Origin of the sequence: Mucilaginibacter sp. 14171R-50, from assembly GCF_010093045.1 — a bacterium.
Classification (GTDB): Bacteria; Bacteroidota; Bacteroidia; order Sphingobacteriales; family Sphingobacteriaceae; genus Mucilaginibacter.
In genome coordinates this window covers 2,544,150-2,567,414 of sequence record NZ_CP048115.1, presented here as the reverse complement: position 1 = coordinate 2,567,414, position 23,265 = coordinate 2,544,150, and the positions used below count along the sequence as shown (strand labels likewise).

The following is a 23,265-nucleotide window of genomic DNA, read 5'->3' as shown; positions in this document are numbered from 1 at the left end:
TTGTATTAATTTAGTAAAGCCCTATAACAGATACGTTATAAAAGGGACTTTGGTTGACAACTTTTAACCGGGGCTATTGTTTTATTTATACCTAAGCTTAATTTAGTGATCTAAAAAACAGCATCATGCCCGAACTACCCGATCTGCAGGTTTTCAGTCATAACCTTGATAAAAAGCTAAGCGGTAAAGCCCTTAAACAGGTAACCGTACATAAAGCTCCAAAACTAAACGTTACCTACAAGGAATTACAAGACACCCTGCGTGGGCAAAAGCTTTCTTCGGTTTATCGCGACGGGAAAGAACTGTTCTTTAAATTCAGCAAAGGGGATGTGTTGGGCATGCACCTGATGCTGCACGGCAAACTTTTTTTGTTTGAGGGCAAACACGATAATAAATATCCCATAATAGAGCTGTTATTTACCGACGATACCGGCCTGGTGCTTACGGATTTTCAGGGGATTGCCACCCCTACCCTTAACCCCGATGCCAAAGACGCGCCCGACGCCTTATCGCCCGGTGCAGGTTTGGATTACTTAACCGGCATCCTGGGCAAAAAGAAAACTAACATCAAAACCGTATTGCTCGATCAAAAGATCATTCGCGGCATTGGCAATGCTTATGCCGACGAGATATTGTGGGATGCGGGTATATCGCCGTTTTCGGTATGTAATAAGATCCCGGAGGGGAAAGTGAAGGACCTGGTAGGTTCCATCCATTCCGTTTTAAAAAACGCCGAAAAAGAGATCATCAAGGCAAACCCTGATATCATAGCCGGCGAAGTGCGCGATTTTATGCTGATTCATAATTCAAAGAAGAAGCATAGCCCCAAAGGCGCGCCGATACTGATAGACGAAAAATCGCGCAAAACGTATTATACGGAAGAGCAGGAATTGTATAAATAGTAAAAACGCGTTATTGCGGGTAGCGTGGCGATGTGGGCGATCTGCGACATGCTTACCTCCTGCCTTTCTATCGACAATTGCCGCGCAATCGGCCGCAAGACGTGACAGGTTTTATTTGATTAATATATTTTCTATAAACTCAAAACATTTAACTCCAACGCCATGTTTAGCAAAGAAAAGCTATCAACATGGGAACATTACAACACATACAACACCAGATATCGGCATTGAACGATCTGATAAAGATAAATAACGACCGGATAACGGGTTATCAAAAAGCTGTTGAAGGCACACAAGACACCGCTTTAAAAACAGTGTTTGAAGGGTATATTGACCAGAGCAAAGGATATGTAAACGAGTTGAACGATTACATCCACTTGCTGGGCGGCTCGCCTACCGACGGCACTACCCTTTCAGGGAAGTTTTATCATGCCTGGATGGACGTAAAATCGGCTTTCACCAAAAAGGATAACGTTTCGGTACTGTCCGACTGCGAATACGGTGAAGACGTAGCCAAAAGCGCTTATAGAAAAGCCCTTGATGATAAGGAACTGATATGGGAGGACGAACAGGTTGTAAGCCTGCTGAATAATCATATAAACGGTTTAAAAATAGCGCACGATGCCATTAAGGCCCTGCGCGATTCAAGCAAAAACGTAGCATAACATGGATAGCCCCGACCAGGATTTTTTAAAAGACTACAAGCCCCTGCATGTGCCGCACGAGTATGATGCAGGGGCTTCTATGCAGGACAATGTGATCTATGCCCTGGCGCAGCTGGAATATGCCACAGCGCCTGAGGTAGCCGCTAAACTCAACGAATTAGAGCCGCAAACAGATACGGCTACACACCTGAAGCAAACCCGTGAGGTACTGGAGGGATTGTTCTCTAAAGGGCTTATAAAGGGTAACAACGACCCCGACAGACAATACAACTTAAGCAAGATACTTACGCCTAACTCCGGAAAGGCAGATAAACTGTTTTGAAACACGGCCAAATCATTGCAACCACCCCGTCAATTCGCTGCACCGGGGCAATGGCTACAGGTGGGCTCTATAAGTTCACAAAATGATTTACCAGCGAGGTAAAATCGTTGAACTTAAGATCGTAATCGTCTGTTTGGCCAAAGCCGTAACTTACAAATACAAAGGGTATTCCCGCCAGGCGACTTTGCTCGCCATCACCGGCGGTATCACCAACGTAAACAGGGCTGTTAAGCCCGTGCTTATCCATCAATAGTTTGATGTTATGGTTTTTAGGCATAAAGTTTACGCCATGTGCCATCTCGTCCTTTATCAGGTCGTTTATCCCCGCCCAGTCAATAAACTGCCTGATAATGCCTTTGGCGCAGTTGCTTAGTATAAAAAGCGGGTACTTTTCGGCCAGCAGTTTAAGGCCGTCTTTCACACCCTCGTACAATATGCCGCCCTTTTCGCTGATCAGGTTATGGCGTTGGCCGTTCACCATATCGTATATTTCAATTCTTCTGTCATGCTCCAGATCAGGCATTAAAACCTCAATAACCTTTTTCCCTTCCCAGCCCACCATGCCGGCTAAAACATCGCGCGTAATTGTTTTATCGATACCCTGCTCCGCGAAAACAACATTCCATGAGTGGGCGTAAGTGTCAACGGCATCCCAAAGGGTACCGTCCATATCAAAAATAAGACTGTCAGGTTTTTGCATGGGGGTGAAATTAATAAGTTAATTTTAAAGTAGATTAGTTATATGTAAATGCCGTGAACTTTATTTATACCAGAGACGCGATACTTCGCGTCGCTGAACGATTTGTCGTGCTGAACAAAAGGTTTTAAAATGTTTGGTGCGAGTTGTGGTTGCGGGGGAGTGTTTGGCGAACAATCGTATAATATAGCCCTTCGTTAGCAATGGTTGTGGGCTGTATGAACCGTCAGTGGTTGTTACCAACAGTCCAATGCCGCATTTTGAGGCGTCGTTAGAGCAGTACTTTGCTGGCGGGTGGCTTTCTATCGATGATTGCCACGCTACGCTCGCAATGACGTTAGGGGAGCGATTGTAAATCCCGTCAGCAAAACAGCTTCGGGTGAAAGCGGGCAGAACATGGTGGGTGGCGCATGGCAAGGACATTAAGAAATTTTGCAAAATCATAAATCGGTAAAAAATACCATAACAACACCATTTTACACCATTACTACAGGTAATAGTTAACTATCTTTGTGATGATGAAAAAAGCATTCCCGGTTTATGATATTTGTTCCCTGGCTGATCATCAGCACAGTGATCTGCTCATCAGCCGTTTTGCGCCGTATCTGCAAAAACATCAAAACCTTAGCCTGCCCCACAAGCACACGTTTTACCACGTAGTTTTTTTTACAAAAGGCAGCGGCAAACATTCTATCGACTTTAAATACTTCCCTGTTGAGCCTCACCAGATCTATTTTATGTCGCCGGGGCAGGTGCACCGGTGGAGTTTTGAAGGCCCGGTAGATGGTTATATCATCAATTTTTCAGCGGAATTTTTCCAGTCGTTCCTGCTGCGGCCAGATTACCTGGAAAGCCTGCCGTTTTTTACCGGCAATGTTGATGACGAAGTAATAAACATAAGCGCAGATAAACAACTGCAGGTTACCGCCCTGTTTGAACAGTTGATAGCAGAGAGCCATGGCCCGGGCCATATGGCTATGGATATGATACGCGCGCTAATGCTGCAATTATTTATTTTAGTGGCAAGGCACGGCGTATACAGCAGCCAAAATACCACGCCAAACTATAATTATACGTTGCTGCAAAGTTTTAAAAAGCTTACCGATAAAAACTTTGCTACCCTGCGCCTGCCAAAAGATTACGCGGCCCTGCTGTACATTACGCCCAACCATTTAAACGCGTTATGTAATGATATGCTGGGTATCCCCGCGGGCGAGGTTATACGCAACCGCGTAATATTAGAGGCAAAGCGCCTGCTGGTAAACCTGGACCTTAACATCACAGAAATTGCCTCCAAGCTTAATTTTGCTGATAACTCGTACTTCACCAAATTTTTTAAAAAATATACCGGCCTAACCCCCGAGGATTTCCGGAAAAACCCCATTGCCCAATGACACCTACAAACATAAAACCCGCCAGCTACGTACCTGTTTTAGAAGCTTACATAAAAGCTAAATGCCCGCGCTGCCGCAGGGGCGATATTTACAGCACACCTACCTACAACTTTGGTTCGCAAAAAATGCACGAGCGATGCTCGCATTGCGGGCTTCATTACGAGCGCGAACCGGGATACTGGTATGTGGCTATGTTTATAAGTTACGCTTTTAACGTTGCAGAGATGGTAACCTTCGCGGTGGGTCTGCACATCCTGACAGGGTCAAACTCGCCGTGGCTTTATGTGGCCGTGTTACTGGGTGTGATATTCGTTTTATCACCTTTTAACTACCGGTATTCGCGGGTGGCTTTGTTATACTGGCTTACACCAGGCTTACATTACGAACCCTGGAGGGCAGAAGACAGAAATAAGGTAGAGCAGCCTGACACTAAAAAGAAATAGTTTCAGTAATTTGCTATGGATCTCTTCGCTTCGCAAAGAAGGCGTCGCGGGGGTGAAATCCTTTATTAGCACCCTTAATGCGTCAACCGTTCTATCTTTTCTAACAGCTCGTTCATTTCGAAAGGCTTAGCCAAAAAATCATCGGCGCCGGCAGCTAATGCCGATTCCTGGATATCTCGGCTGGCCGACACCATGATAACAGGGATATTACGGGTGGCGGCAGCAGCCTTTAACTGCCGGCAAATATCGCGGCCGTCTTCGCCGCTCATCCATATATCAAGCAGCAGTAAATCGGGCAGTTCGTCCTGCATATCCAGCACCGTGGAGCCGTCAAATGTGGTGGTTACGGCATAGCCTTCAAACTGAAGCAGCATTTCTACAGCATCCACTATTCCGGGGTCATCATCGGCTATCATTATTTTTTTTTGCATCCGGCTCATTTTATGATATTAGAGTTGAAAACATAAGGCAGGTTTAACCGGGTATTAACCGGCTGGTTAAATTACGCGCCTTTGTTAACGGGTAACGAAAAGCAAAAAGTAGACCCTTTTCCTTCTGTACTGTTTACCCACATTTTTCCGCCTTCGCGGCGTATTATCTCGTTCGAGATATATAACCCAAGCCCCAAACCGGGAAAAGTATGCTGCTTACTGCCGCTTACCCGGTAAAACTGTTCAAATACCTTTTCCTTCTTATCCTCGGGGATACCGATACCAAAGTCTTCTACGCAAACTGTTACCATGTCACCGCTACGGCTGGTACTAATGATGATTCGGTTGCTTTGAGGTGAGTATTTGATGGCATTGGTTACCAGGTTGGTTACCACCTGCCCAATGCGCTCTTTATCAGAATAAAGCTTGCCGGTTTCTTTAAAATCCATCACCAGCAAGTGTTTGTGCGTAGTATTCTGAATATCCTGAAGGGTTTCCTGCACGGCCTGGTTAAAATCAAACCATGCCCTGTTAAACAATATCCGGCCCGAGTTTATTTTGGTTACATCAAGCAGATCGCCTATTAAATTGGTAAGCCGGTTTAGCTGCGCATCCATTTTCATAACCATGGCAGCCTTTTTTTCCTCTCCCTCGCGGCTTAGCATGGCGCCCAATACCTGCGCGTAGGCCTTAATGCTGGTTACGGGCGTTTTTAACTCGTGGCTGGCAATACCCAAAAAATCGTCTTTTTGGCGCTGCATCTGCTTTTGTTCGTCAATATCGGTGTTGGTACCAAACCACCTTACTATCTCTCCATCCAATATAAAGGGTAATGCCCTTACCAGGTGCCATTTATAATTACCGCTTTTATCGCGCAGCCTAAATTCGTACTGGTAAAGGCTACCGGTTTTTATGGCCTGCATCCACGCGCTTATATATCCATCCCGATCGTCATCGTGTACATGGTTCAGCCACCTTTCGCCAATAACGTCTGCCATCGGCAAGCCAAAATAATCAATGGTTTGTTGGTTTACGTAATCCAGTTCTCCGGCAGTGTTGGCCGTCCACAACTGCACGGGCATAAAATCGGTCACAAATTCAAACTGCTTTATCTGGTCGTTCAGTTCGCCGTTCTTTAGCTGCAGCTCTATATCGGCAATGGTTTTTTCGGTTACATCTGTACAAGCGCCAATGTAACCCATAAATTTACCGGCGTGGTTATATTGCGGGTTACCGGTAGCAATGCACCAGCGTATCTCACCATCTTTACGGCGTATCCTAAAATCAACTTTATATGGCTGCTGTGTTTTCAGGTCTTCCAAAAACTTCTCGGCCACCCGGTGCCTGTCCTCGGGCAAAATAAATTCCAGCCATCCCTTACCTAAAAACTGCTCGTTTGATTGGCCGGTCCACGTTGTCCAGGTTTCGTTGGCATAAATGATCATGCCCTTATCGTCGGCCATCCACAGGGCGGCGGGGGCGGCGCTGGTTATATTTTTCAGAAGGTGCTCGCTATTGATAAGCGCCTGTTTGCCTGCAATTTCTGAACGCAGGTCGCGGGCTATGGTAGCCCTGCCCTGCGGCTTTCCGTTAGGGTCGTAAATATACATGGTGGTACCATATACCGGTATAGCTTCGCCGGTTTTAAAATGGCGATATAAACATTCGCCGCTCCACTTACCCTGCTCTTCCAGCGCTTTATTTACCTCGTTTTTCAGTTTATCAATTTCTTCGGGCATAATAAACTGCGAATTATGCGGCAAAGCGTCTTCATCATCAAGCCCAACCATTTTGCGGCCAACAGCATTAACGTATTTAACGCTCCCGTCAACTTCAGACAGGCTTATAAAATCTGATGTATTATCTATCAGGGTCATCAGCTTGCGCTGCTCCTCCTTATCCTTTATCTCGTTAGATATATCCAGCGTAGTGCCGGCAAACCGTATGCAACTGCCTGCGCTATTAAAATGTGCCTTGCCTTTGCTGCGCAGCCAGCGCACCTGTTTGTTATGCGGGTCAATTATTCTGAAAGTTGCATCGTAGATACCCGAGCCATCAGGGTTCAGCGCTTCCCTAACCATTACTTCCACTTTTGAAAGATCGTGAGGATGTATGTGTGCCAATACGTCGCTATACCTGGTACCCTCGCCTTTAGCAAAGCCGTACAAAGCGTTACAGCGGTCGTCCCAGGTTACGGTTTCGCTCACCGGGTCCATATCCCACGCCCCCATCTCAGCCGAGTCGAGCGCGAACCTTGACCGTTCCTCGGCTTCGGCCAGTTTCTGGCGCGTAAGCACCAGTTCGGTTACATTCTCGGCCGTGTTTAGTATCCCCCAAACTTCGCCCTTGTCATCCTTAAGCGGCTTATAGGTAAAATTAAAATAAAAGGTTTGCAGTGCGCCACTCACAACAAGGTCAACCTTTTCGGCATAGGCCTGGTAAGCAATACCGGTTGCAAAAACCTCGTCAAGTATATCGCAAAACTGCTGGCTTTCCAGTTCGGGCAACGCCTGGCGGAAGGTTTTACCAATAACCGACCGGTCCCTGTCCCAAACCTTTAATATGGCATCGTTAGCTAAGGTTATTACAATATCGCGCCCCACGTATAGGCCCACGGGCGAGGGCGACTGATCTATGATAGTCTTAAACAGATTTTCGTTTTGCACAGGGTAGCTGTAACTTTCCATTTATGTCAGAAATAAACGTATAAATATTCAGAAAAAGTACCGGCTAACTAAGCTGTAAGCAGAATGTAAATGTAGCATTAATTTTTTTGGTTAATAAAACCGGCTGCAAAAGCCAAAGTATGGTTTGCCTTATCTCTAAATAAATTAAATGATTGTTAAAGATTTTATTTAAGGGTTATCCTCGAACAGCTTCCTGTAAATAAAATGTTATAATTCAAACAATTATAAATTCAAGTAGTTAAGCAGATAATTTTGAGATAGAAATTTTACAACTTATTTGAATAAATAAGGTTGGTTTTAAGCAAATGAGTTGCTTGCTACGGTATAATTTATACTTTTATGAAAACTACTGAATTACATGAGTAAGTCAAAAAAAAATAAAGAGCCTATAATATATAGCACATTACCCAAGGCCTTAACAGGTATAACCGGCCTTGACGAAATTACCGAGGGAGGGTTGCCTTTGGGCAGGCCAACTTTAATATGCGGCGAAGCAGGATCAGGCAAAACGCTGATGTCGATAGAGTTTATCGTTCGCGGGGCTGTTATGTACAATGAGCCGGGCGTGTTTGTGGCGTTTGAGGAACAATCAGAAGAATTAGCCATGAATGTGGCCTCGCTGGGCTTCGACCTTAACAAGTTGCAGGCCGATAAAAAAATAAAAATAGACCACGTACACATTGATCGCAGTGAAATAGAGGAAACAGGCGAATACGACCTGGAAGGTTTGTTTATTCGTTTAGGCTATGCCATAGATAGCATCGGCGCAAAAAGGGTGGTGCTTGATACGCTCGAGAATTTATTTTCGGGTTTAAACAACCAAACTGTGCTGCGTATGGAACTGCGCCGCTTGTTCAGCTGGCTGAAAGAAAAGGGTGTAACGGCAATAATTACCGGCGAGCGTGGCGAGGGATCATTAACGCGGCAGGGGCTGGAAGAATACGTATCTGATTGCGTTATCCTGCTTGATAACCGCGTGGTAAACCAGATATCTACCCGCCGGCTGCGCGTTATAAAATACCGCGGTACCGTGCATGGCACAAACGAGTACCCCTTCCTGATTGATGAGGACGGCATCTCGGTGCTGCCGGTTACATCGTTAAAAATGGCCAATAAGGTCTCTACGGAAAGGTTGTCGACCGGGATCCCTGCATTGGATGAGATGCTGGGCGGCAAAGGTTTGTACCGCGGGGGCAGCGTGCTGGTGTCGGGCACGGCAGGCACCGGGAAAACAAGCTTAGCTGCATCATTTGCTAACGAAACCTGCAGCCGTAAAGAAGCATGCGTGTATTTTGCCATGGAAGAATCGCCAAGCCAGATCATCCGGAACATGAGGTCGATCGGCATGGATCTGCAAAAACATGTAGATAATGGATATCTGCACTTTAACGCTTCGAGGCCAAATTTATACGGGCTTGAAATGCACCTGGTGGCTATGCATAAATGCATTAAAAAATACCAGCCAAAAGTGGTCATCATCGACCCGATAACCAACTTCATCAATATCGGGTCGGTAAGCGAGGTAAAGAATATGCTGGTGCGGATGATAGACTTTTTACAGGAGGAGGGTATTTCGGTAATGTTTACCGCACTATCATTAAACACCATTGTAAACGAGCAAACCGATGAAGGTGTATCATCATTGGTTGATGCCTGGATACTGGTACGTGACATTGAATTTAACGGCGAACGTAACCGGGGGCTGTATGTCATGAAATCGCGCGGGATGAAACACTCAAACCAGGTGCGAGAATTTATAATTACCAATAACGGGCTAAAACTTGTTGAGGTGTATTTAGGCCCCGAAGGAGTGTTAACCGGGTCGGCCCGCGAGCAGCAAATGCTGCTTGAAAGAGCAGGCGAGGCCCTTCACAGCAGCGCTATAGGCCGTAAAGACAGGGAGATACTACGGAGACGTAAGGTACTTGAAGCAAAAATAGCCAGCCTGCACACCGAGTTCGAATCTGTTGAAGAGGAGTTGAACAAGGTTTACCTGGAAGAAGAACTTAAAAAAGAAATACTAAACAAAAACCGTGAGGAAGTGGTGAGGCTGAGAAAAGGCGAAACGGTTGCCGAATCAAAAACAAGCCGTAAAAAGTAATGGTAAAACACGTTGATAAAAAATGGGAGCTTAGGCTGTATGTAGCGGGTAAAACGCCAAAATCGGTTACCGCGTTAAGCAACCTTAAAAAATATTGCGAAGAACATCTGAAAGGCCAGTACCGCATTGAAGTAATTGATCTTTTAGAGAAACCTCAGCTGGCAGAAGGAGACCAGATACTGGCTATCCCCACCCTGGTTAGAAAGGTACCGGAGCCTATCCGTAAAATTATAGGCGATCTGTCAAACGAAGAAAAGGTTTTAGTTGGTTTAAACATTCGCCCGGCTTAATTGTAATAAACATAGTTATGGCCGATCAGAACGAGGTTGCAGGCATGTCTGATACAGACGCCGGGGTTTTTATATTACGTTTGTTTATAACGGGGGCATCCCCCAACTCTATCCGCGCGGTTGAAAACATCAAAGCTATCTGCGAAGAACACCTGGCCGGCAACTATCAGCTGGAAATTATTGATATACACCAGCAACCGCAGCTTGCCGAGGGCGACGATGTGATAGCCGTACCTTTAATGATAAAAAAAGCACCCTACCCCGAACGCCGGATGATAGGCGATATGAGCGATACGCAAAGGGTGCTAAGAGGGCTTGGAATAGCACATAACAGTTAATATGGAGCAGCAGGATCAACATTCAGAAGAAATTCGGGAACTGCGCTTTCAACTGGAAGAAGCGCAGGAAACCATAAATGCTATACGTACCGGCCAGGTTGATGCCCTGGTAGTAAAGGATACTGATGGCCACCAGTTATATACGTTAAAAACTGCCGACCAAACCTATCGTGTTTTTATTGAAAAAATGAGCGAAGGGGCGGTCACCATAAACAGCGAAGGCATAATTTTGTATTGCAACACCCGCTTTGCTGTAATGGCTAATACGCCTCTGGAAAAAGCTATAGGAGCCCCCCTCGCGTCCTTCGTACCCGATCAATCTAAAACTGCGCTGGAAGAACTGATACACAGCAGCTGGAACGAAGAGTGCCGGTTAGAAATTATATTAAAAGATGGCGGCGGTAAGGATATGCATTGCATGTTCTCGTGCAATACCATCGAGCTTGATGGCGGTACGGCTTTAAGTATAATCGTAACCGACCTAAGCCTGCTAAAAGAAACAGAAAAACAGCTGCAGCTGCGTAACGAGCAGTTGGAAGAATCGCGCGCAAACGCCGAAAAGCTGAACAATACTTTAGAGGCTACGGTAAAAGAGCGTACCCACGACCTGGTAATAAGCCGTGAGCACTTTAAGCTGCTCACCAACAACATTGTGCAAATGACCTGGACAAACCTGCCCGATGGCAATGTAAACTCTTACAACCAGCGCTGGTACGATTACACAGGCAAAGATTTTGAAGCAACAGCGGGCTTGGGTTGGAAAGAACTGATACATCCCGACGACCTGAAAATGACCATCGAAAAATATACCCACTCGCTGGCTACCGGCGAGATGTTTGAGGTGGAGAATCGCTACAAACGCCACGATGGCGTTTACCGCTGGCACCTTAACCGGGCCCAGCCGCTTAAAAACGATAAAGGTGAAATTATTTTTTGGGTTGGTACGGCAACCGATATTGAGGACCAGAAACGCGAGATGGACCGTAAAGATGAGTTTATTGGTATTGCCAGCCACGAACTGAAAACCCCTTTAACCAGTTTAAAAGGTTATCTGCAGCTTATTGCCGGCTATAAAAAAGAACAACTGCCGCCAATTATTACGCAATACATTAACAAAGCAGGGGTATCTATAAACAAACTGCAAAGCCTGATAAACGATTTGCTTGATGTGAGCAAAATAAAGGCCGGCAGGTTAGAATATTCCCTGAATGATGTTAATATAACCGAACTGGTAAACCAATGCGTTGAAAATGCCGAACATGTTTATTCATCGTACATATTTGAGAAGCAGATAGAGGGTGATCCGATTGTAAAGGGAAATAATGAACGCCTTGAACAGGTGTTGATGAACCTGATCAACAACGCGGTAAAGTATTCGCAAAACGATAAAAACGTGCTGATAACGGTTAAAAAGAATAACAATAAAGCACGCGTATCTGTTACCGACCACGGTATCGGGCTATCGCAGCACCAGCAAACCCGCATTTTTGAGCGCTTTTACCGTGTAGAAGACAGAAAGAACATGACCAGCGGATTAGGCATGGGGCTGTACATTTCGCAGGAGATCATCAGCAATCATAACGGCACTATAGGTGTGGATAGCGAAACCGGCCAGGGTTCTACCTTCTATTTTGAGCTTCCGCTGGTTTAGTGGTACTTTTTACACCGCGAAAGGCTACATAACCCATCGGCACCAGCATTAACAAATCAACGGCGTGGGCTATTGCCTCTATCCGTAAAATCCGCGATACAGGAAACAATACACCCGCCGCCGAAAGAACTATACCCGCCCACACCGGTATCATCTTGGTTCGCGCCAGCATAATGCCCATCGCAAATACACTTAACGGGAAAAGCGGCCCGCCTATCCAAAAGATCAAATTTGCAAATACCGGGTGCAAAGCCAGCCCGTTAAGCATGGCACTGTGCGAAATATGAAACATATCAGCAAAGGCATCCTGAAGGCCAAAAGCAACACCGCCGCAGGCGCACCCATAAATTGCCACACACCGCCCTATCGCGCTGTACCATGGTGCGTGTGCTTTTAGCCCGGTAAAAAAACCATTGAATACAAAAACCCAGAAAACGCTGCCAATAACAATAAGTGTAGCGCCGGTAACATTATACCTGCCATTACTAAGCCAAAAAAAGCCCGATGCTGTATAAAGCAGTGGTGCGATAGCCAGCGATAAAGTAAAAATTTTCTTTTCCATCATGATTAATGCAGCTTGATTAAGCTTTGTGACGCCCTATATAAACCGGGGGTTACATACAGGTATCCGTAAAATTTGTGATTAAGTTAAATTTGCGGATATTGGCACGCCGTTATCTAAACATGCAATGACAGATTCACCAAATGGAAATGTAGCCGTTAACATAAGTGCCGATGGCATAGCTACCATAGGCTTTTATCACCCTGCGCAAAACTCGCTGCCCGCTCACCTGCTGCAGGCGCTTACCGAAAAAATTAATGAGGCCGGTACCAACCCAGCTGTTAAAGTGATTGTATTACAAAGCGCCGGCGAGCGTACCTTTTGCGCGGGGGCCAGCTTTGACGAACTACTGCAGATAAAAGATAAACAAGCGGGCGCGGTTTTTTTTTCGGGGTTTGCCAATGTGATTAATGCCTGCCGGAAATCACCCAAGATCATTATCGCGCGCATACAGGGCAAGGCGGTTGGCGGCGGGGTGGGCCTTGCTGCCGGCGCCGATTATTGCCTGGCTACCGAAGCGGCATCTATAAAATTAAGCGAACTTGCCATTGGTATCGGGCCATTTGTAATATCGCCGGCGGTTATACGCAAAATAGGGTTACCGGCATTTTCGCAGCTCACTATCCGCGCTATCGATTTTCAATCGGCCCAATGGGCCATGCAAAAGGGCTTGTTTAACGAAGTTTACGGCGATATAAAGCAATTGGATGAAGCGTTAGGGATACTGACACGCAAACTTGCCTCGTATCATCCAGAGGCGCTTAAGGGCCTTAAACAGATACTTTGGGAGGGTACTGAAGACTGGGACCAATTGCTTACCAACCGGGCGGCCATTAGTGGCGAACTGGTACTGTCTGAGTTTACGCAGCAAGCGCTCAATGCGTTTTTAAAGAAGTAAAATAATCGCCTTTAAACCCAATGACGGTAACTCTGGATCCGCGACAGAAAAACCGCGATAAGTATGGCAAGAGCGACGCCGAAATTCCGGCGAAGTACAATACAACAAAAAAACCCGCTAAGTGCGGGTTTTTTTAATTATACAGGATAGTGCGTTCTCGGGTTTGCAAGATTAGTGCCTTCCGTGGCCATGACCATGACCATGACCCCAACCACGACCCGGGCCGCGACCGTGATAATAATGTTTGTTATATACAACTACATTGCGGTAAACCGGGCGGGTGTAATATCTTGTACGGTAAACCGGGCGTGCGTAATAACGGGTTGCATAAACCGGGCGCTCGTAGTAAACAACGCGGCCAAAATCGTCATAATAATAAGGCCTTTCAACTACCACCCTGTGTACCGGGGTGCCTATATTTACTCCTATACCTACGCTAACCTGTGCTTTCGCCAGTTGCATGCTAAAGGTTAATACTATCGCAATTATTGAAATTTTAATGATCTTCATGGCAGTGAATTTTTATTAACAATTATAGTTTCATTTACCTCTATGACACGATCGGTGTACAGGGGTTTAATAAAAAATCACACTTTTTTTCAGTATCACCCTTCGTAAAGCTTCAATTTGCTTCTTAAAATACTCATTTCCTGCTGCATATCTTCCAGCTTTTGCAGCAAATTATTTATCGTTGCAATCCCCGGTTCGTTTATTTCAAGCTCGTTGTGCAGCCGTACCATGCGCTCCAGCTTTTGTATCTCATCAATAGGTATGCAGTTGGTTTTGTTAACGGTTGTTACCTTAATCAGCCCGGCCTCGGCCAGGTAATCAACAAAAGTATATTCCACGTTGTGGTACACACAAAAGTCGTTCACGGTTATTAAATTCTCGGTTCTCATCGGTTTATGATTTAGCCAGTTCTTCAAATAACTCTTTTTGTTTAGCGGTAAGGCTGGTTGGCAGCTGTACATTGTAGGTAAGGTAAAGGTCGCCAAAATGCGCTTCCTTTTTATAAACCGGCACACCCTTGCCCTTTAGTTTAACTTTAGCGCCCGGCTGCGTGCCCGGCTGCACTTTCAGTTTTACCTTGCCTGTTAAGGTATCGGCTGTAATTTCACCCCCCAAAACGGCGGTATAAAGATCGATGTTTATCGTGCGGTACAGATCATTGCCTACCCGTTTAAATTCCGGGTCATCCGGGATGGAAAAGGTTATATACAAATCGCCGGCAGGTGCCCCATTGCTGCCAGGGCCTCCATGCCCGGCAATTTTTATGGTCTGCCCGTTCTCTATGCCTGCCGGGATAGTAAGGCGTATGTTTTTACCGTTAACGGTTATGGTTTGCTTTTTTGATTCCAGTATGTCCCGCAGGCTTAGCTGCAGCTGCGCGTTCATATCCTGCCCCCGGTAACGTGCCGATTGCCTGCCCCCGCTCCCACTGCCCGGCGGGCCTCCGCCAAACATCGAATTAAAGAAATCAGAAAAATCTCCGCCACCGCCGCCAAAATCGTAACCGCCAAAACCTTGCGCGCCACCACCGCCGCCGTAGCTGCGCTGCTGGCTTTGCTGCCTCGCCTGCTGCTCGTAAGCTTCGCCGTGCTGCCAGTTTTCGCCATACTTATCGTATTTTTTGCGTTTTTCGGGGTCGCTTAAAACCTCGTTAGCTTCGTTCACCTGCTTAAATTGTTTTTCGGCTTCCGCATCGTTAGGATTAACGTCCGGGTGGTATTTGCGGGCCATTTTACGATAAGCGCTTTTTATTTCTTTTTCGGATGCGTTTTTGTTTACGCCAAGTATCTTATAATAATCAATAAATGCCATAGCTTATTACAATGTATTTATTTAAACGACGGAGCGTGGGCTTAAGTTTTAACAGGGTTGTTTAATTACGCCTGTTTTACATAAATTACACCCGCTAAACCGTATGCGCACGGCAGCACGCTGGCCTACGCCGCATAGCAATATACGTTTAAAGATCAATACTTATGAACAATACTATCATCCGCCGTTTCGCCGATATTGAAATTAAAGAGATTGCGCCCGGCTATTTCTCAAAGCTGATACATACCGCAACCAACACCATTAACTTTATTGAGGTTAAGGCCGGCAACGCGGTGCCCGACCATGCGCATATCCATGAGCAATGCGCCTTTGTAATTGAAGGAAAGTTTCAACTAACTGTTAATGACGAACCCAAAATACTTGATGCAGGCACGTTTGCGGTTATTCCGCCCAACGTGCGCCACAGCGGCTTAGCCATAACCGATTGCAAACTGATAGATATATTCAGCCCGGTAAGGGAAGATTATCAAAAACTATAAACTAGCGGCTCCGTGGGTTTAAAAGCAATTTGATAAATTTGCTGCATGTATATTAAAATGGCAACCCTTGCTGATGCGCCCGAACTGGCTACGCTTATAAACGCTGCCTACAGGGGCGAAAGCTCGAAAAAAGGCTGGACCACTGAAGCAGACCTGATTGGCGGACAACGGATTGACCAGGAGGGGGTAGTGGAACAGCTAAACGATCCCGACGCGGTTATCCTTAAAAATACTAACGAAGATAGCCGGATAACCGGCTGTGTGTACCTGCAAAAGCGCGGCCAAAAAATTTACCTGGGCATGCTTACTGTATCGCCAGCGTTACAGGCAAACGGACTGGGCAGGCAGTTGCTAACAGCTGCCGAAGATTACGCTCTGAGCATTAATTGCCGCACCATTGAGATGACGGTTATTACCACCCGCACCGAATTGCTGGATTGGTACGAACGGCGTGGCTACAGCAAAACCGGCGAGGTTATACCGCTGAAGATCACCGAGCGTAACGGTATTTTAAAACAGCCGATAGAAATGTATAAACTGGAAAAGACACTGTAATTTCCGGAAAGATCAAGCGCCGTGATATTCTTCCCCGAAGGGGTGCAGAGAGGGTCTCGCCCCCTTGTTAAGCCCTCCGTGCCAGCTCACAATCCGCCGCATCCCTCCCCCGGGGTGGAAAGGCAATTAGTTAATAAAAGTTAAATTTTTGAGTATTTGAAACCCTTTTGTTATTTTTAAACTGCAACGCCGGGCAAAAAACGGTGTCTTTTAATAAACTATTAAGGCATTGTATGGAGCAGATCGAACCGCAGTTAAAAGATTTTATAGTTGATTACTGTAATCGGTATAAGGTTTATCGGTTAGACCCCGCGCTGCTGAACGCCGACACCAGCGTTGACCTTGACCTTGACATATACGATATAGAAATAGACCTTTTTTTGGCCGAATTTGCCGAACATTTTAAGGTTGACAATTCCAAGTTCAGCTGGTATAAATACGGATACCCCAAAGGTTCGGCCAGGGTGCGTATGCTAAAGCTTATGTTTGGTTACAGGCGGCCATGGGTTAAACGGCTTGCGAGTTATTGTTATAAGCCAAAGTTTAAGGTAGCTGTATTGAACAATGCTTTACAAAACGGCAGGCTGGTATAGGATTACTCGTATACCTTGAAACCACATTTCAAAATCCACTAATTCCGCTCTCCTTTCTCACTCACTTTTATTAATGCTTCTAATCGGCTAAGTTGTGTTTTCTCCTGTTTAGCGGTCATGATACGGTGGATAGAAACTTTTTTATACCACGGTGCCTGTGCCTGGAAAAACTCCCACGCCTTTTTGCTGGCTTTAAATTGTTGTTCGTATTCGGGCTTTAACGCCATCACTTCGTTCTCGAAGCTGTAAATGGCCGATTTTTCTTCTTTACGCTTTGCAAAAGCGGCGATGCCCGCGGGTTGCATGAGGCCCTTTTCGGTTAACTCGGCCACCTTCTTTATGTTAACGGCACTCCATATACTGTTTGGTTTACGCGGTGTAAAACGTATGGTATAACTTTCGTCACCAAGCGATTTGCGTACGCCATCTATCCAGCCAAAACACAAGGCCTCATCAACAGATTGCGGCCAGGTAATGCCCGGCTTACCGCTGCCTGTTTTATAAAAGCCAACCAGTAATTCGGTTTCAGTTGCAGCATGCTCCTGCAGCCATTGCCTGAAATCGGCCGGCGTTTCAAAAAATCTGGGTTCCATCGCAGCTAATATACAACCGGGGCCTTAATTTCAGCAGGCCTTTTATCCCCTTTAACAAGCTATGTGTATTTTATAAAATTTTAAAAAGTTTTCCAACTTATTGCGCTTTACAGCATTATTTATAATTTTATAGCAGAAAATATCCTACAACTATTTAAAGGCAAGCAGCTACTTTATGGAAATAAAAGGCACTGGTGTAAAAAGCGGATGGTTAAAAAACATGATCATCAAAAGATTATATTTTGATAAAGCGATGTCGTGCGCCGGATTAAGCCAACTTTTTGATAAAAGCATCCCCTCAATAGCGAAAGCTATTAATGAGCTTATTAAAGAAGGTTTTGTAATAGAACAAGGCTACGCGCCATCAAGCGGCGGCAGGCGGCCTTTAATGTATGCCATCAACACCAACGCCATGTTTATACTGGCTGTGGCGATGGACCAGCTATCCGCGCGCATACAACTTATTGACCTTAATAACAACCCGGTTGCCGAAATGGCCACGGTAGAGCTTAAGCTACACAATAACGACGATGCTTTGCCCCAACTTATCAGACATTTAAACCAATATGTAGAAGATAGCGGCATCCAAAAAAAGAAAATAGCGGGTATTGGCATAGGCATGCCCGGTTTTATAAACGCGGTTGAAGGCATTAACTATACTTATCTTGATGCGGGCGGCGAAAGCCTGAGCAAATACATTGCAAAAGAAACCGGCATCACCACTTATATTGATAACGATAGCAGCCTGATAGCCCTTGCCGAGCAAAAGTTTGGTATAGCGCGTTCGCAACAGGAAGTAATGGTGATAAACCTGGGCTGGGGCATTGGCCTGGGGATGATCATTGACGGGAAAATATTTAGGGGATATAATGGTTTTGCCGGGGAGTTGAGCCACATCCCGCTATCAGACAACGGCGCATTGTGCGTTTGCGGTAAACGTGGCTGCCTGGAGGCTGAGGCATCAATGCTGGTGGTAGCCGAAAAGGCCGAGGAAGGGATAAAAAAAGGACGTGTAACCAGCCTTAAACCACATAACGGCCAATCGAAACTAATGGGCGAAGACCTGATGGAGGCCGCCAACCAGGGCGACCAGTTTGCCATTGAGCTGCTTACCGATGCTGGTTATAAAATTGGCAAAGCACTGGCTATCCTTATCCATATCATGAACCCGGCAAACATCGTTTTAAGCGGCCGCGGCGCTAAGGTTGGCAAAATACTTATGGCGCCTATACAGCAGGCTTTGCATAAATATTGCATTCCGCGCCTTTCATCCGGAACCGAACTGCTGATATCATCATTAGGTTTTGATGCCGAGCTGATTGGCGCCGCCGTGCTGGTAATGGAAAACTTTGACAAGGAGGAGAAGGCAAAATAGGTATTGGTAAGTGGTTGAATGGTGAATGGTTTTTGACTATTGCAAACGGTCCGCTAAAATTTAACAAATGATCAGGAACATTTTATCAGTTATAGCTGGTTACTTAATATTTGCCATTAGCTCTGTGTGCTTATTCATTTTTACCGGACAAAAACCGCATGCAGAAGCGCCGATGGCCTTTAAAATTATAACAATAGCTAACGGCATTATATTTTCTGTTATTGCCGGTTTTGTTTTACAACTGATAGCAAAGCAGAAAAGGTTGACTTTAAACTATATCTTAACGGCAGTTATTTTTGTGTTTGCCGCAATATCGCTTGTAACTGCCAGCGGCAGCCATTGGACGCAGTTGTTCGCCATGTTTATCTTCGCGCCAGTATCAGTTTTGGGCGGGTTTTTATATTTAAGGGTGACGGGTTCAACAAAAACTGCCTGAAACAAAAAAACCCTCATGCGCCACACGCCGGCACATAAGAGTTCATCATACTGCTCAAAAAGTATCGCTAATTGGCCGCTATATATTTTACGTTGTATTTAATGGTTTTGTGCCGCTGCAGCCATTCTGCAATGTAAGCCGCAACATCTTCCCAGCCATCCTGCCCGCATATCCAATGGCCACGGTTGGGAAATTCTTTATAATCTGATATACTCGAATCATCTTCATACGCTTCGGCATTTCGCTTGCAAAGCTCGGCGGGTATTATCTCATCCTTTTCGGCACCAATAAATAACAGCGGCGAATGCGGCATCCCGGTATCAATTTCGCCATCCTCGCCCATACAATCGCGTAACACATTACGGCTGTCGTGGGTGGCGGTTTCTTCAAAAGCTGCTTTACTATCCTCTATGCTCATGGTATTACAAAACGACTCATGAAAACTTTCCGGGTCTGTATAAAAAGGTTGGTTATCTTTAAACGGGTTAGCTATTAACGCGCTGTTTTTCATAAAACCCCAATCAAAGGCAAGCATGGTATTTGGCGCAACCGCGCTTATGGCAACGCCCATATCAGCAAGGCCTTTGGCCACCATCAGCTGCACTATCAACCCTCCAACCGAGTGGCCAATTAAAATGGGTGGCTCATCCTGCACACGTATCAGCGCTTCTATATTTTCCACAATGTTGTTAAGCCGCAGATCTCCAAGCCCTTCAGGCGGATAGTTACGCAGATCTTCGGGCTCGCCTTCATGCTTTGGCCAAGCGGGGGCCAGGCAATTGTAACCTTTGTTAGTAAAGTAAGTTACCCAATTGTTCCAGCTTTTGGGATTTTGGAACATGCCATGGATAAAGATGATCGTTTTCATAGGCAGTTAGTTTTACTAATCACTCCCAAAAACATACCAAAGATTTAATAATTTACTTATTAAGAAATTCTGATTTTTATAATTAATATAAACGATTGATTATTAAAGAATTACGCTATCCCCAACCCGGTATACTTTATGAAATTGTATGCCGGCCTTTTTAAAGTGTGTGCTATAATTATCATAGCGCTGTTCAATAAAAAAATCTTTGGCGTACCCATCGTGCACAGGCAGTATCTGTTTGGGGTTTACGGCATCGGCAAAGGCGGCTATGCGCAGTTCGTTTGTAAAAGGCGCCATAGTAACCATCAGCAACAGATCGATATTTTTATATCCGGTAAGCTTAGCCTCCATAGAATCAACAGGGTGAAGCACCTTATCATTAATAATAAAGCCGGTCATCTGCGGTATAGGGTTATCAAGCAGGGGCTCGTGCTGCACGGGAATAGCCTCTAATTTAAAAGGGCCTATGTGGTAAACGCCTTTTTCTATTACTTTAAATTGAATGCCCTCTTTCTGAATAGCTGCACCTACTTCTGCGTTAGTATATAAAGTAGCATCACTTAAGGCTAATATCGCTTTCAGGTTTTCGATATCGAGGTGATCGGGATGGATGTGCGTAATGATAATACTGTTTACATCCGCGAACATTTGTGGCGTAACCCGTCCTTCAGCAAAGCTAAACTTACCCGGGTCGAACAGAAGCTTATGCCTATCCAGCTCAAAAACAAGGCACGAATGTAAGTATTTAGTGATCTTTATATTATTCATGATACACTATAAACTTTCGCCGTAGATAAAGGTTTTTTTACAGCAGTTGTTTTAACTCGCGGAAACTATCGATGGTTGCAACCTGCCCGCCCGTAACTTGGCCAAAACCGTACGAAGCGAAAATAAACGGAACGCCCGCTTTGCTGGCCGATTCATGATCACCAAAGGTATCACCCACATAAACAGGGCTTTTAAGCTCATGATCGTTTACTATATCCTTTATGTTATCAGCTTTAGGGTTGCCTTTAGTACCATAGCATTGGTGCGCCCGGAAATAAGGGTGCATGTTATGGAGATCTAAAAAAAGTTCGATGTATCCGCTCTGGCAATTGCTTACAATGTACAGTTTATACTTTTCGCCAAGGTAAGCCAGCGTTTCGGCAAGGTCTGGGTAAAGTGTGCCGCCCTGCTTATGTAATATGTCCAGCTCGGCTATTGAGCACAAACGCTGCACTTCGGCGCGTTGTTCTGTTGTTAAAGCCGGGAACAACGTTTCGAAGATCCTGTCGTAGGTCATACCGGTTATCGAGCGCACGCGCTCCCGGGTCATTACTTCGTGGCTCATGTAGGGCGCCTGCGCAAGCGCGGCTTGCCAGGCCCGGGTAATGGTTTCGGTACTATCCCAAAGGGTACCGTCCAGGTCGAAAATTATGCTGTCGAATTTATCTTGTAAGCTGTCCATCGTGCCGCAAAAGTAGCAGATTATTTTTAGCGGATTGTTTACTAAAAGTAATTAGTACAACGGCGGCGGCCCAAAGGTAAACACGGCGCATATTGACGGTATGGCTAATAACAAAAACACCCGCGCCTGCTCGGTCTTGTCAGATTCGCCTTTAATAATTACGTGGTTAATATCGCTTAATATGGTTTTGATGGCGTTTTTCATGGTATATATATTGTGATTGTTGTATATGTGACCATGAAAAATTTGATTGGTTTAACCTCCGCATTTTTGTAAAGCGGATGTTACTGATAGGGTTTAGCTGCTGAGACTGAATGCTGTGACCGCGCGACTCACTGTTTACTCACGCCGACTACAATGCGTTTGTCGACCCTCTCTGACCGGGATGAGCTAACTGGCGAAGCGATCAAGCCTGCTCCTACTCTTGTTCGTATAATACCGTGTTATGAATATTCCAGTCTTCAATGTCAATTAAGCCCGGGGTTGTTTGATAGTGGTTATCGTCCTTAGGGCATTTAACTACATAGCCTGCATTATCAATAAGGGCGATGATAGGGCGTGTACCGCAATGTTTACAAGTTTTGCAATAAATAGACTTAGGTATATTTACATATCCCTTCATAACTGTGATGTACTGGCAAGGGTTACCCCTTTTAGGTTTGAGCAAGTATGGCTTAGGTTGCTAAATTACTTCGCGTCGTTCACTTCTATCCAGTACCCATCCGGATCCTGAATGTAAACCTGCGATACACCGTCTACGCGGTGTTCTACCTGGTTTGGCACACCTTTCCAGTTAGTATAAGGTATGTTTTTTTGCTTAAGCATGGCAATAAAAGGGGTAATTGCCGGTACGCTGAAGCAAATATGGTCGCCAATAAGTTTTGGCGCGGTTGAGCAGCCTCCCTGTATTACGTGCATGGCAATGTTTGGCGCTATGCTGTACCAGGTATGCACGGTATCTTTAAAGGGATTGGGTATTATTTTCAAGTTTAAAACCGACGTATAAAACTCGTTGCTTTTTTTTAGATCTTTTGAACAAAGTGCAACATGGTTAAAAAGCGTTTTGGTGGTCTGCGCGTTGCTTACTATTGGCACGCTTAATAAAAGCACCGCCGCAACTTTAAAAGCAGCTGTTTTTAATGGTTTAAAATGGCTGTGATTTAACATCTGAGAAATTGTTATACGTGTTAAATATACACTTTACCAACTATTCTGTTGATTTTTTTTGATAATAGTTGTAACAATTACATCTATACTTACATGCCGGTCTTTGTAACTTTTTAGTTGATGTTGGTTTACCGCTTTAAACCCACAGCCGTGGTGTAGGTTTAATATATAACAACAGCATTTATAAATTTAAAAAAGACAGACCATGAAAAAGGAAATAACAAAACTGTTAGCGCTATTGATATTCGGCGCAGCAGCATTATCGGGGTGCTCAATTGAAAACCATCGCGGTAGGCGTAACTACGACCGTTATCATCATGACCGCTACCACAACGATCATCATGATAACCGCTACAACGACCACAACCGCGGCTATTAATAATGCCGAATTTTCCTAACAAAATTCAAGAAAATTGAAGTATTTTAAAGTAATACAGCAACGCTTGCGGTGTTAAAAACGGCTTGGGTATCGTTGCCAGTATTATGAGCGAATTTATGGTTTTATCATAAACAAAAGCCCTTC

30 protein-coding genes are annotated in these 23,265 nt (G+C 45.1%); 16 read left to right on the top strand and 14 right to left on the bottom strand.

Annotated elements, in window-relative coordinates; genetic code table 11:
- The first annotated feature begins 125 nt into the window (after positions 1-125).
- The 3 genes from GWR56_RS11880 (at position 126) to GWR56_RS11870 (ending at position 1,889) form a co-directional block, all read left to right on the top strand.
- Positions 126-902: a DNA-formamidopyrimidine glycosylase family protein gene (locus GWR56_RS11880; protein ID WP_162431454.1), complete on the top strand. Its 777-nt coding sequence runs from the start codon at positions 126-128 to the stop codon at positions 900-902.
- A 188-nt stretch (positions 903-1,090) separates the two neighbouring features.
- A complete protein-coding gene (locus GWR56_RS11875; protein ID WP_162431453.1) occupies positions 1,091-1,567 on the top strand; it encodes a PA2169 family four-helix-bundle protein in 477 nt (158 codons plus the stop codon).
- Position 1,568: 1 nt separating this feature from the next.
- Positions 1,569-1,889 (top strand): hypothetical protein, encoded by a 321-nt coding sequence (locus GWR56_RS11870; protein ID WP_162431452.1) that lies wholly within the window; start codon positions 1,569-1,571, stop codon positions 1,887-1,889.
- Positions 1,890-1,956: 67 nt separating this feature from the next.
- On the opposite strand, the gene GWR56_RS11865 is transcribed toward GWR56_RS11870, so the two are convergent.
- A complete protein-coding gene (locus tag GWR56_RS11865; protein ID WP_162431451.1) occupies positions 1,957-2,589 on the bottom strand; it encodes an HAD family hydrolase in 633 nt (210 codons plus the stop codon).
- A gap of 512 nt (positions 2,590-3,101) precedes the next feature.
- On the opposite strand from GWR56_RS11865, the gene GWR56_RS11860 reads away from it, so the two are divergent.
- Together GWR56_RS11860 and GWR56_RS11855 are read left to right on the top strand one after the other, a co-directional pair.
- A complete protein-coding gene (locus tag GWR56_RS11860; RefSeq protein WP_238395222.1) occupies positions 3,102-3,980 on the top strand; it encodes a helix-turn-helix transcriptional regulator in 879 nt (292 codons plus the stop codon).
- Complete coding sequence (locus GWR56_RS11855; RefSeq protein WP_162431450.1) at positions 3,977-4,423, top strand: DUF983 domain-containing protein; 447 nt, start codon at positions 3,977-3,979, stop codon at positions 4,421-4,423. Before GWR56_RS11860 ends, GWR56_RS11855 begins: the two co-directional genes overlap by 4 nt.
- 74 nt (positions 4,424-4,497) lie before the next feature.
- On the opposite strand, the gene GWR56_RS11850 is transcribed toward GWR56_RS11855, so the two are convergent.
- Positions 4,498-4,854: a response regulator transcription factor gene (locus tag GWR56_RS11850; protein WP_238395221.1), complete on the bottom strand. Its 357-nt coding sequence runs from the start codon at positions 4,852-4,854 to the stop codon at positions 4,498-4,500.
- A gap of 71 nt (positions 4,855-4,925) precedes the next feature.
- On the bottom strand, positions 4,926-7,541 hold the full coding sequence (locus GWR56_RS11845; RefSeq protein WP_162431448.1) for a PAS domain-containing protein: 2,616 nt from the start codon (positions 7,539-7,541) through the stop codon (positions 4,926-4,928).
- A gap of 358 nt (positions 7,542-7,899) precedes the next feature.
- Between GWR56_RS11845 and kaiC the strand changes: the two genes are divergently transcribed.
- From kaiC to GWR56_RS11825, 4 genes are read left to right on the top strand one after another with little or no spacing between them, the layout of a single operon-like run.
- Positions 7,900-9,642 carry a circadian clock protein KaiC gene (kaiC, locus tag GWR56_RS11840; protein WP_162431447.1) on the top strand — a complete coding sequence of 581 codons (1,743 nt, stop codon included), beginning with the start codon at positions 7,900-7,902 and terminating at the stop codon, positions 9,640-9,642.
- Entirely contained in the window at positions 9,642-9,932 is a 291-nt protein-coding gene (locus GWR56_RS11835) for a circadian clock KaiB family protein (protein ID WP_162431446.1), read from the top strand. Before kaiC ends, GWR56_RS11835 begins: the two co-directional genes overlap by 1 nt.
- Positions 9,933-9,949: 17 nt before the next feature.
- On the top strand, positions 9,950-10,270 hold the full coding sequence (locus GWR56_RS11830; protein ID WP_162431445.1) for a circadian clock KaiB family protein: 321 nt from the start codon (positions 9,950-9,952) through the stop codon (positions 10,268-10,270).
- Between the two features lies 1 nt (position 10,271).
- A complete protein-coding gene (locus GWR56_RS11825) occupies positions 10,272-11,921 on the top strand; it encodes an ATP-binding protein (RefSeq protein ID WP_162431444.1) in 1,650 nt (549 codons plus the stop codon).
- On the opposite strand, the gene GWR56_RS11820 is transcribed toward GWR56_RS11825, so the two are convergent.
- A complete protein-coding gene (locus tag GWR56_RS11820) occupies positions 11,890-12,486 on the bottom strand; it encodes a hypothetical protein (protein ID WP_162431443.1) in 597 nt (198 codons plus the stop codon). The genes GWR56_RS11825 and GWR56_RS11820 overlap by 32 nt on opposite strands.
- A 124-nt stretch (positions 12,487-12,610) precedes the next feature.
- On the opposite strand from GWR56_RS11820, the gene GWR56_RS11815 reads away from it, so the two are divergent.
- Entirely contained in the window at positions 12,611-13,381 is a 771-nt protein-coding gene (locus GWR56_RS11815) for an enoyl-CoA hydratase/isomerase family protein (RefSeq protein ID WP_162431442.1), read from the top strand.
- A gap of 171 nt (positions 13,382-13,552) precedes the next feature.
- Here GWR56_RS11815 and GWR56_RS11810 read toward each other — a convergent pair whose 3' ends face one another.
- The 3 genes from GWR56_RS11810 to GWR56_RS11800 all read right to left on the bottom strand — a co-directional run bounded on the left by GWR56_RS11810 (position 13,553) and on the right by GWR56_RS11800 (position 15,202).
- On the bottom strand, positions 13,553-13,891 hold the full coding sequence (locus tag GWR56_RS11810; protein WP_202925315.1) for a hypothetical protein: 339 nt from the start codon (positions 13,889-13,891) through the stop codon (positions 13,553-13,555).
- A gap of 95 nt (positions 13,892-13,986) precedes the next feature.
- A complete protein-coding gene (locus GWR56_RS11805) occupies positions 13,987-14,280 on the bottom strand; it encodes a chaperone modulator CbpM (protein WP_162431441.1) in 294 nt (97 codons plus the stop codon).
- Positions 14,281-14,284: 4 nt separating this feature from the next.
- On the bottom strand, positions 14,285-15,202 hold the full coding sequence (locus tag GWR56_RS11800; protein ID WP_162431440.1) for a DnaJ C-terminal domain-containing protein: 918 nt from the start codon (positions 15,200-15,202) through the stop codon (positions 14,285-14,287).
- Positions 15,203-15,366: 164 nt separating this feature from the next.
- Here GWR56_RS11800 and GWR56_RS11795 point away from each other — a divergent pair, with 164 nt between their 5' ends.
- The 3 genes from GWR56_RS11795 (at position 15,367) to GWR56_RS11785 (ending at position 16,850) form a co-directional block, all read left to right on the top strand.
- Complete coding sequence (locus GWR56_RS11795) at positions 15,367-15,702, top strand: cupin domain-containing protein (protein WP_162431439.1); 336 nt, start codon at positions 15,367-15,369, stop codon at positions 15,700-15,702.
- Between the two features lie 57 nt (positions 15,703-15,759).
- Positions 15,760-16,257: a GNAT family N-acetyltransferase gene (locus tag GWR56_RS11790; protein ID WP_238395220.1), complete on the top strand. Its 498-nt coding sequence runs from the start codon at positions 15,760-15,762 to the stop codon at positions 16,255-16,257.
- Between the two features lie 233 nt (positions 16,258-16,490).
- Entirely contained in the window at positions 16,491-16,850 is a 360-nt protein-coding gene (locus GWR56_RS11785; protein WP_162431437.1) for a DUF1493 family protein, read from the top strand.
- A 38-nt stretch (positions 16,851-16,888) separates the two neighbouring features.
- On the opposite strand, the gene GWR56_RS11780 is transcribed toward GWR56_RS11785, so the two are convergent.
- Positions 16,889-17,443 (bottom strand): YdeI family protein, encoded by a 555-nt coding sequence (locus tag GWR56_RS11780; RefSeq protein ID WP_162431436.1) that lies wholly within the window; start codon positions 17,441-17,443, stop codon positions 16,889-16,891.
- A 175-nt stretch (positions 17,444-17,618) separates the two neighbouring features.
- On the opposite strand from GWR56_RS11780, the gene GWR56_RS11775 reads away from it, so the two are divergent.
- Together GWR56_RS11775 and GWR56_RS11770 are read left to right on the top strand one after the other, a co-directional pair.
- Positions 17,619-18,818: an ROK family protein gene (locus GWR56_RS11775; RefSeq protein WP_162431435.1), complete on the top strand. Its 1,200-nt coding sequence runs from the start codon at positions 17,619-17,621 to the stop codon at positions 18,816-18,818.
- Positions 18,819-18,885: 67 nt separating this feature from the next.
- The gene (locus GWR56_RS11770) at positions 18,886-19,254 is read left to right on the top strand and encodes a hypothetical protein (RefSeq protein ID WP_162431434.1); all 369 of its coding nucleotides are present in this window, start codon (positions 18,886-18,888) and stop codon (positions 19,252-19,254) included.
- A 67-nt stretch (positions 19,255-19,321) separates the two neighbouring features.
- Here the strand turns inward: GWR56_RS11770 and GWR56_RS11765 are convergent, their stop codons facing one another.
- The 6 genes from GWR56_RS11765 to GWR56_RS11740 all read right to left on the bottom strand — a co-directional run bounded on the left by GWR56_RS11765 (position 19,322) and on the right by GWR56_RS11740 (position 22,742).
- A complete protein-coding gene (locus GWR56_RS11765) occupies positions 19,322-20,122 on the bottom strand; it encodes an alpha/beta hydrolase (RefSeq protein WP_162431433.1) in 801 nt (266 codons plus the stop codon).
- A gap of 102 nt (positions 20,123-20,224) precedes the next feature.
- Positions 20,225-20,893 carry an MBL fold metallo-hydrolase gene (locus GWR56_RS11760; protein ID WP_202925314.1) on the bottom strand — a complete coding sequence of 223 codons (669 nt, stop codon included), beginning with the start codon at positions 20,891-20,893 and terminating at the stop codon, positions 20,225-20,227.
- Positions 20,894-20,930: 37 nt separating this feature from the next.
- Positions 20,931-21,575, bottom strand: coding sequence for an HAD family hydrolase (locus tag GWR56_RS11755; RefSeq protein WP_162431432.1), 645 nt, complete (start codon positions 21,573-21,575; stop codon positions 20,931-20,933).
- A gap of 51 nt (positions 21,576-21,626) precedes the next feature.
- Entirely contained in the window at positions 21,627-21,779 is a 153-nt protein-coding gene (locus GWR56_RS11750; protein WP_162431431.1) for a hypothetical protein, read from the bottom strand.
- Positions 21,780-21,993: 214 nt separating this feature from the next.
- Entirely contained in the window at positions 21,994-22,197 is a 204-nt protein-coding gene (locus GWR56_RS11745; protein WP_162431430.1) for a hypothetical protein, read from the bottom strand.
- A gap of 65 nt (positions 22,198-22,262) precedes the next feature.
- On the bottom strand, positions 22,263-22,742 hold the full coding sequence (locus GWR56_RS11740; RefSeq protein ID WP_238395219.1) for a VOC family protein: 480 nt from the start codon (positions 22,740-22,742) through the stop codon (positions 22,263-22,265).
- 205 nt (positions 22,743-22,947) lie between these two features.
- Between GWR56_RS11740 and GWR56_RS11735 the strand changes: the two genes are divergently transcribed.
- Positions 22,948-23,121: a hypothetical protein gene (locus tag GWR56_RS11735; protein ID WP_162431429.1), complete on the top strand. Its 174-nt coding sequence runs from the start codon at positions 22,948-22,950 to the stop codon at positions 23,119-23,121.
- The last annotated feature ends 144 nt before the right edge of the window (positions 23,122-23,265 follow it).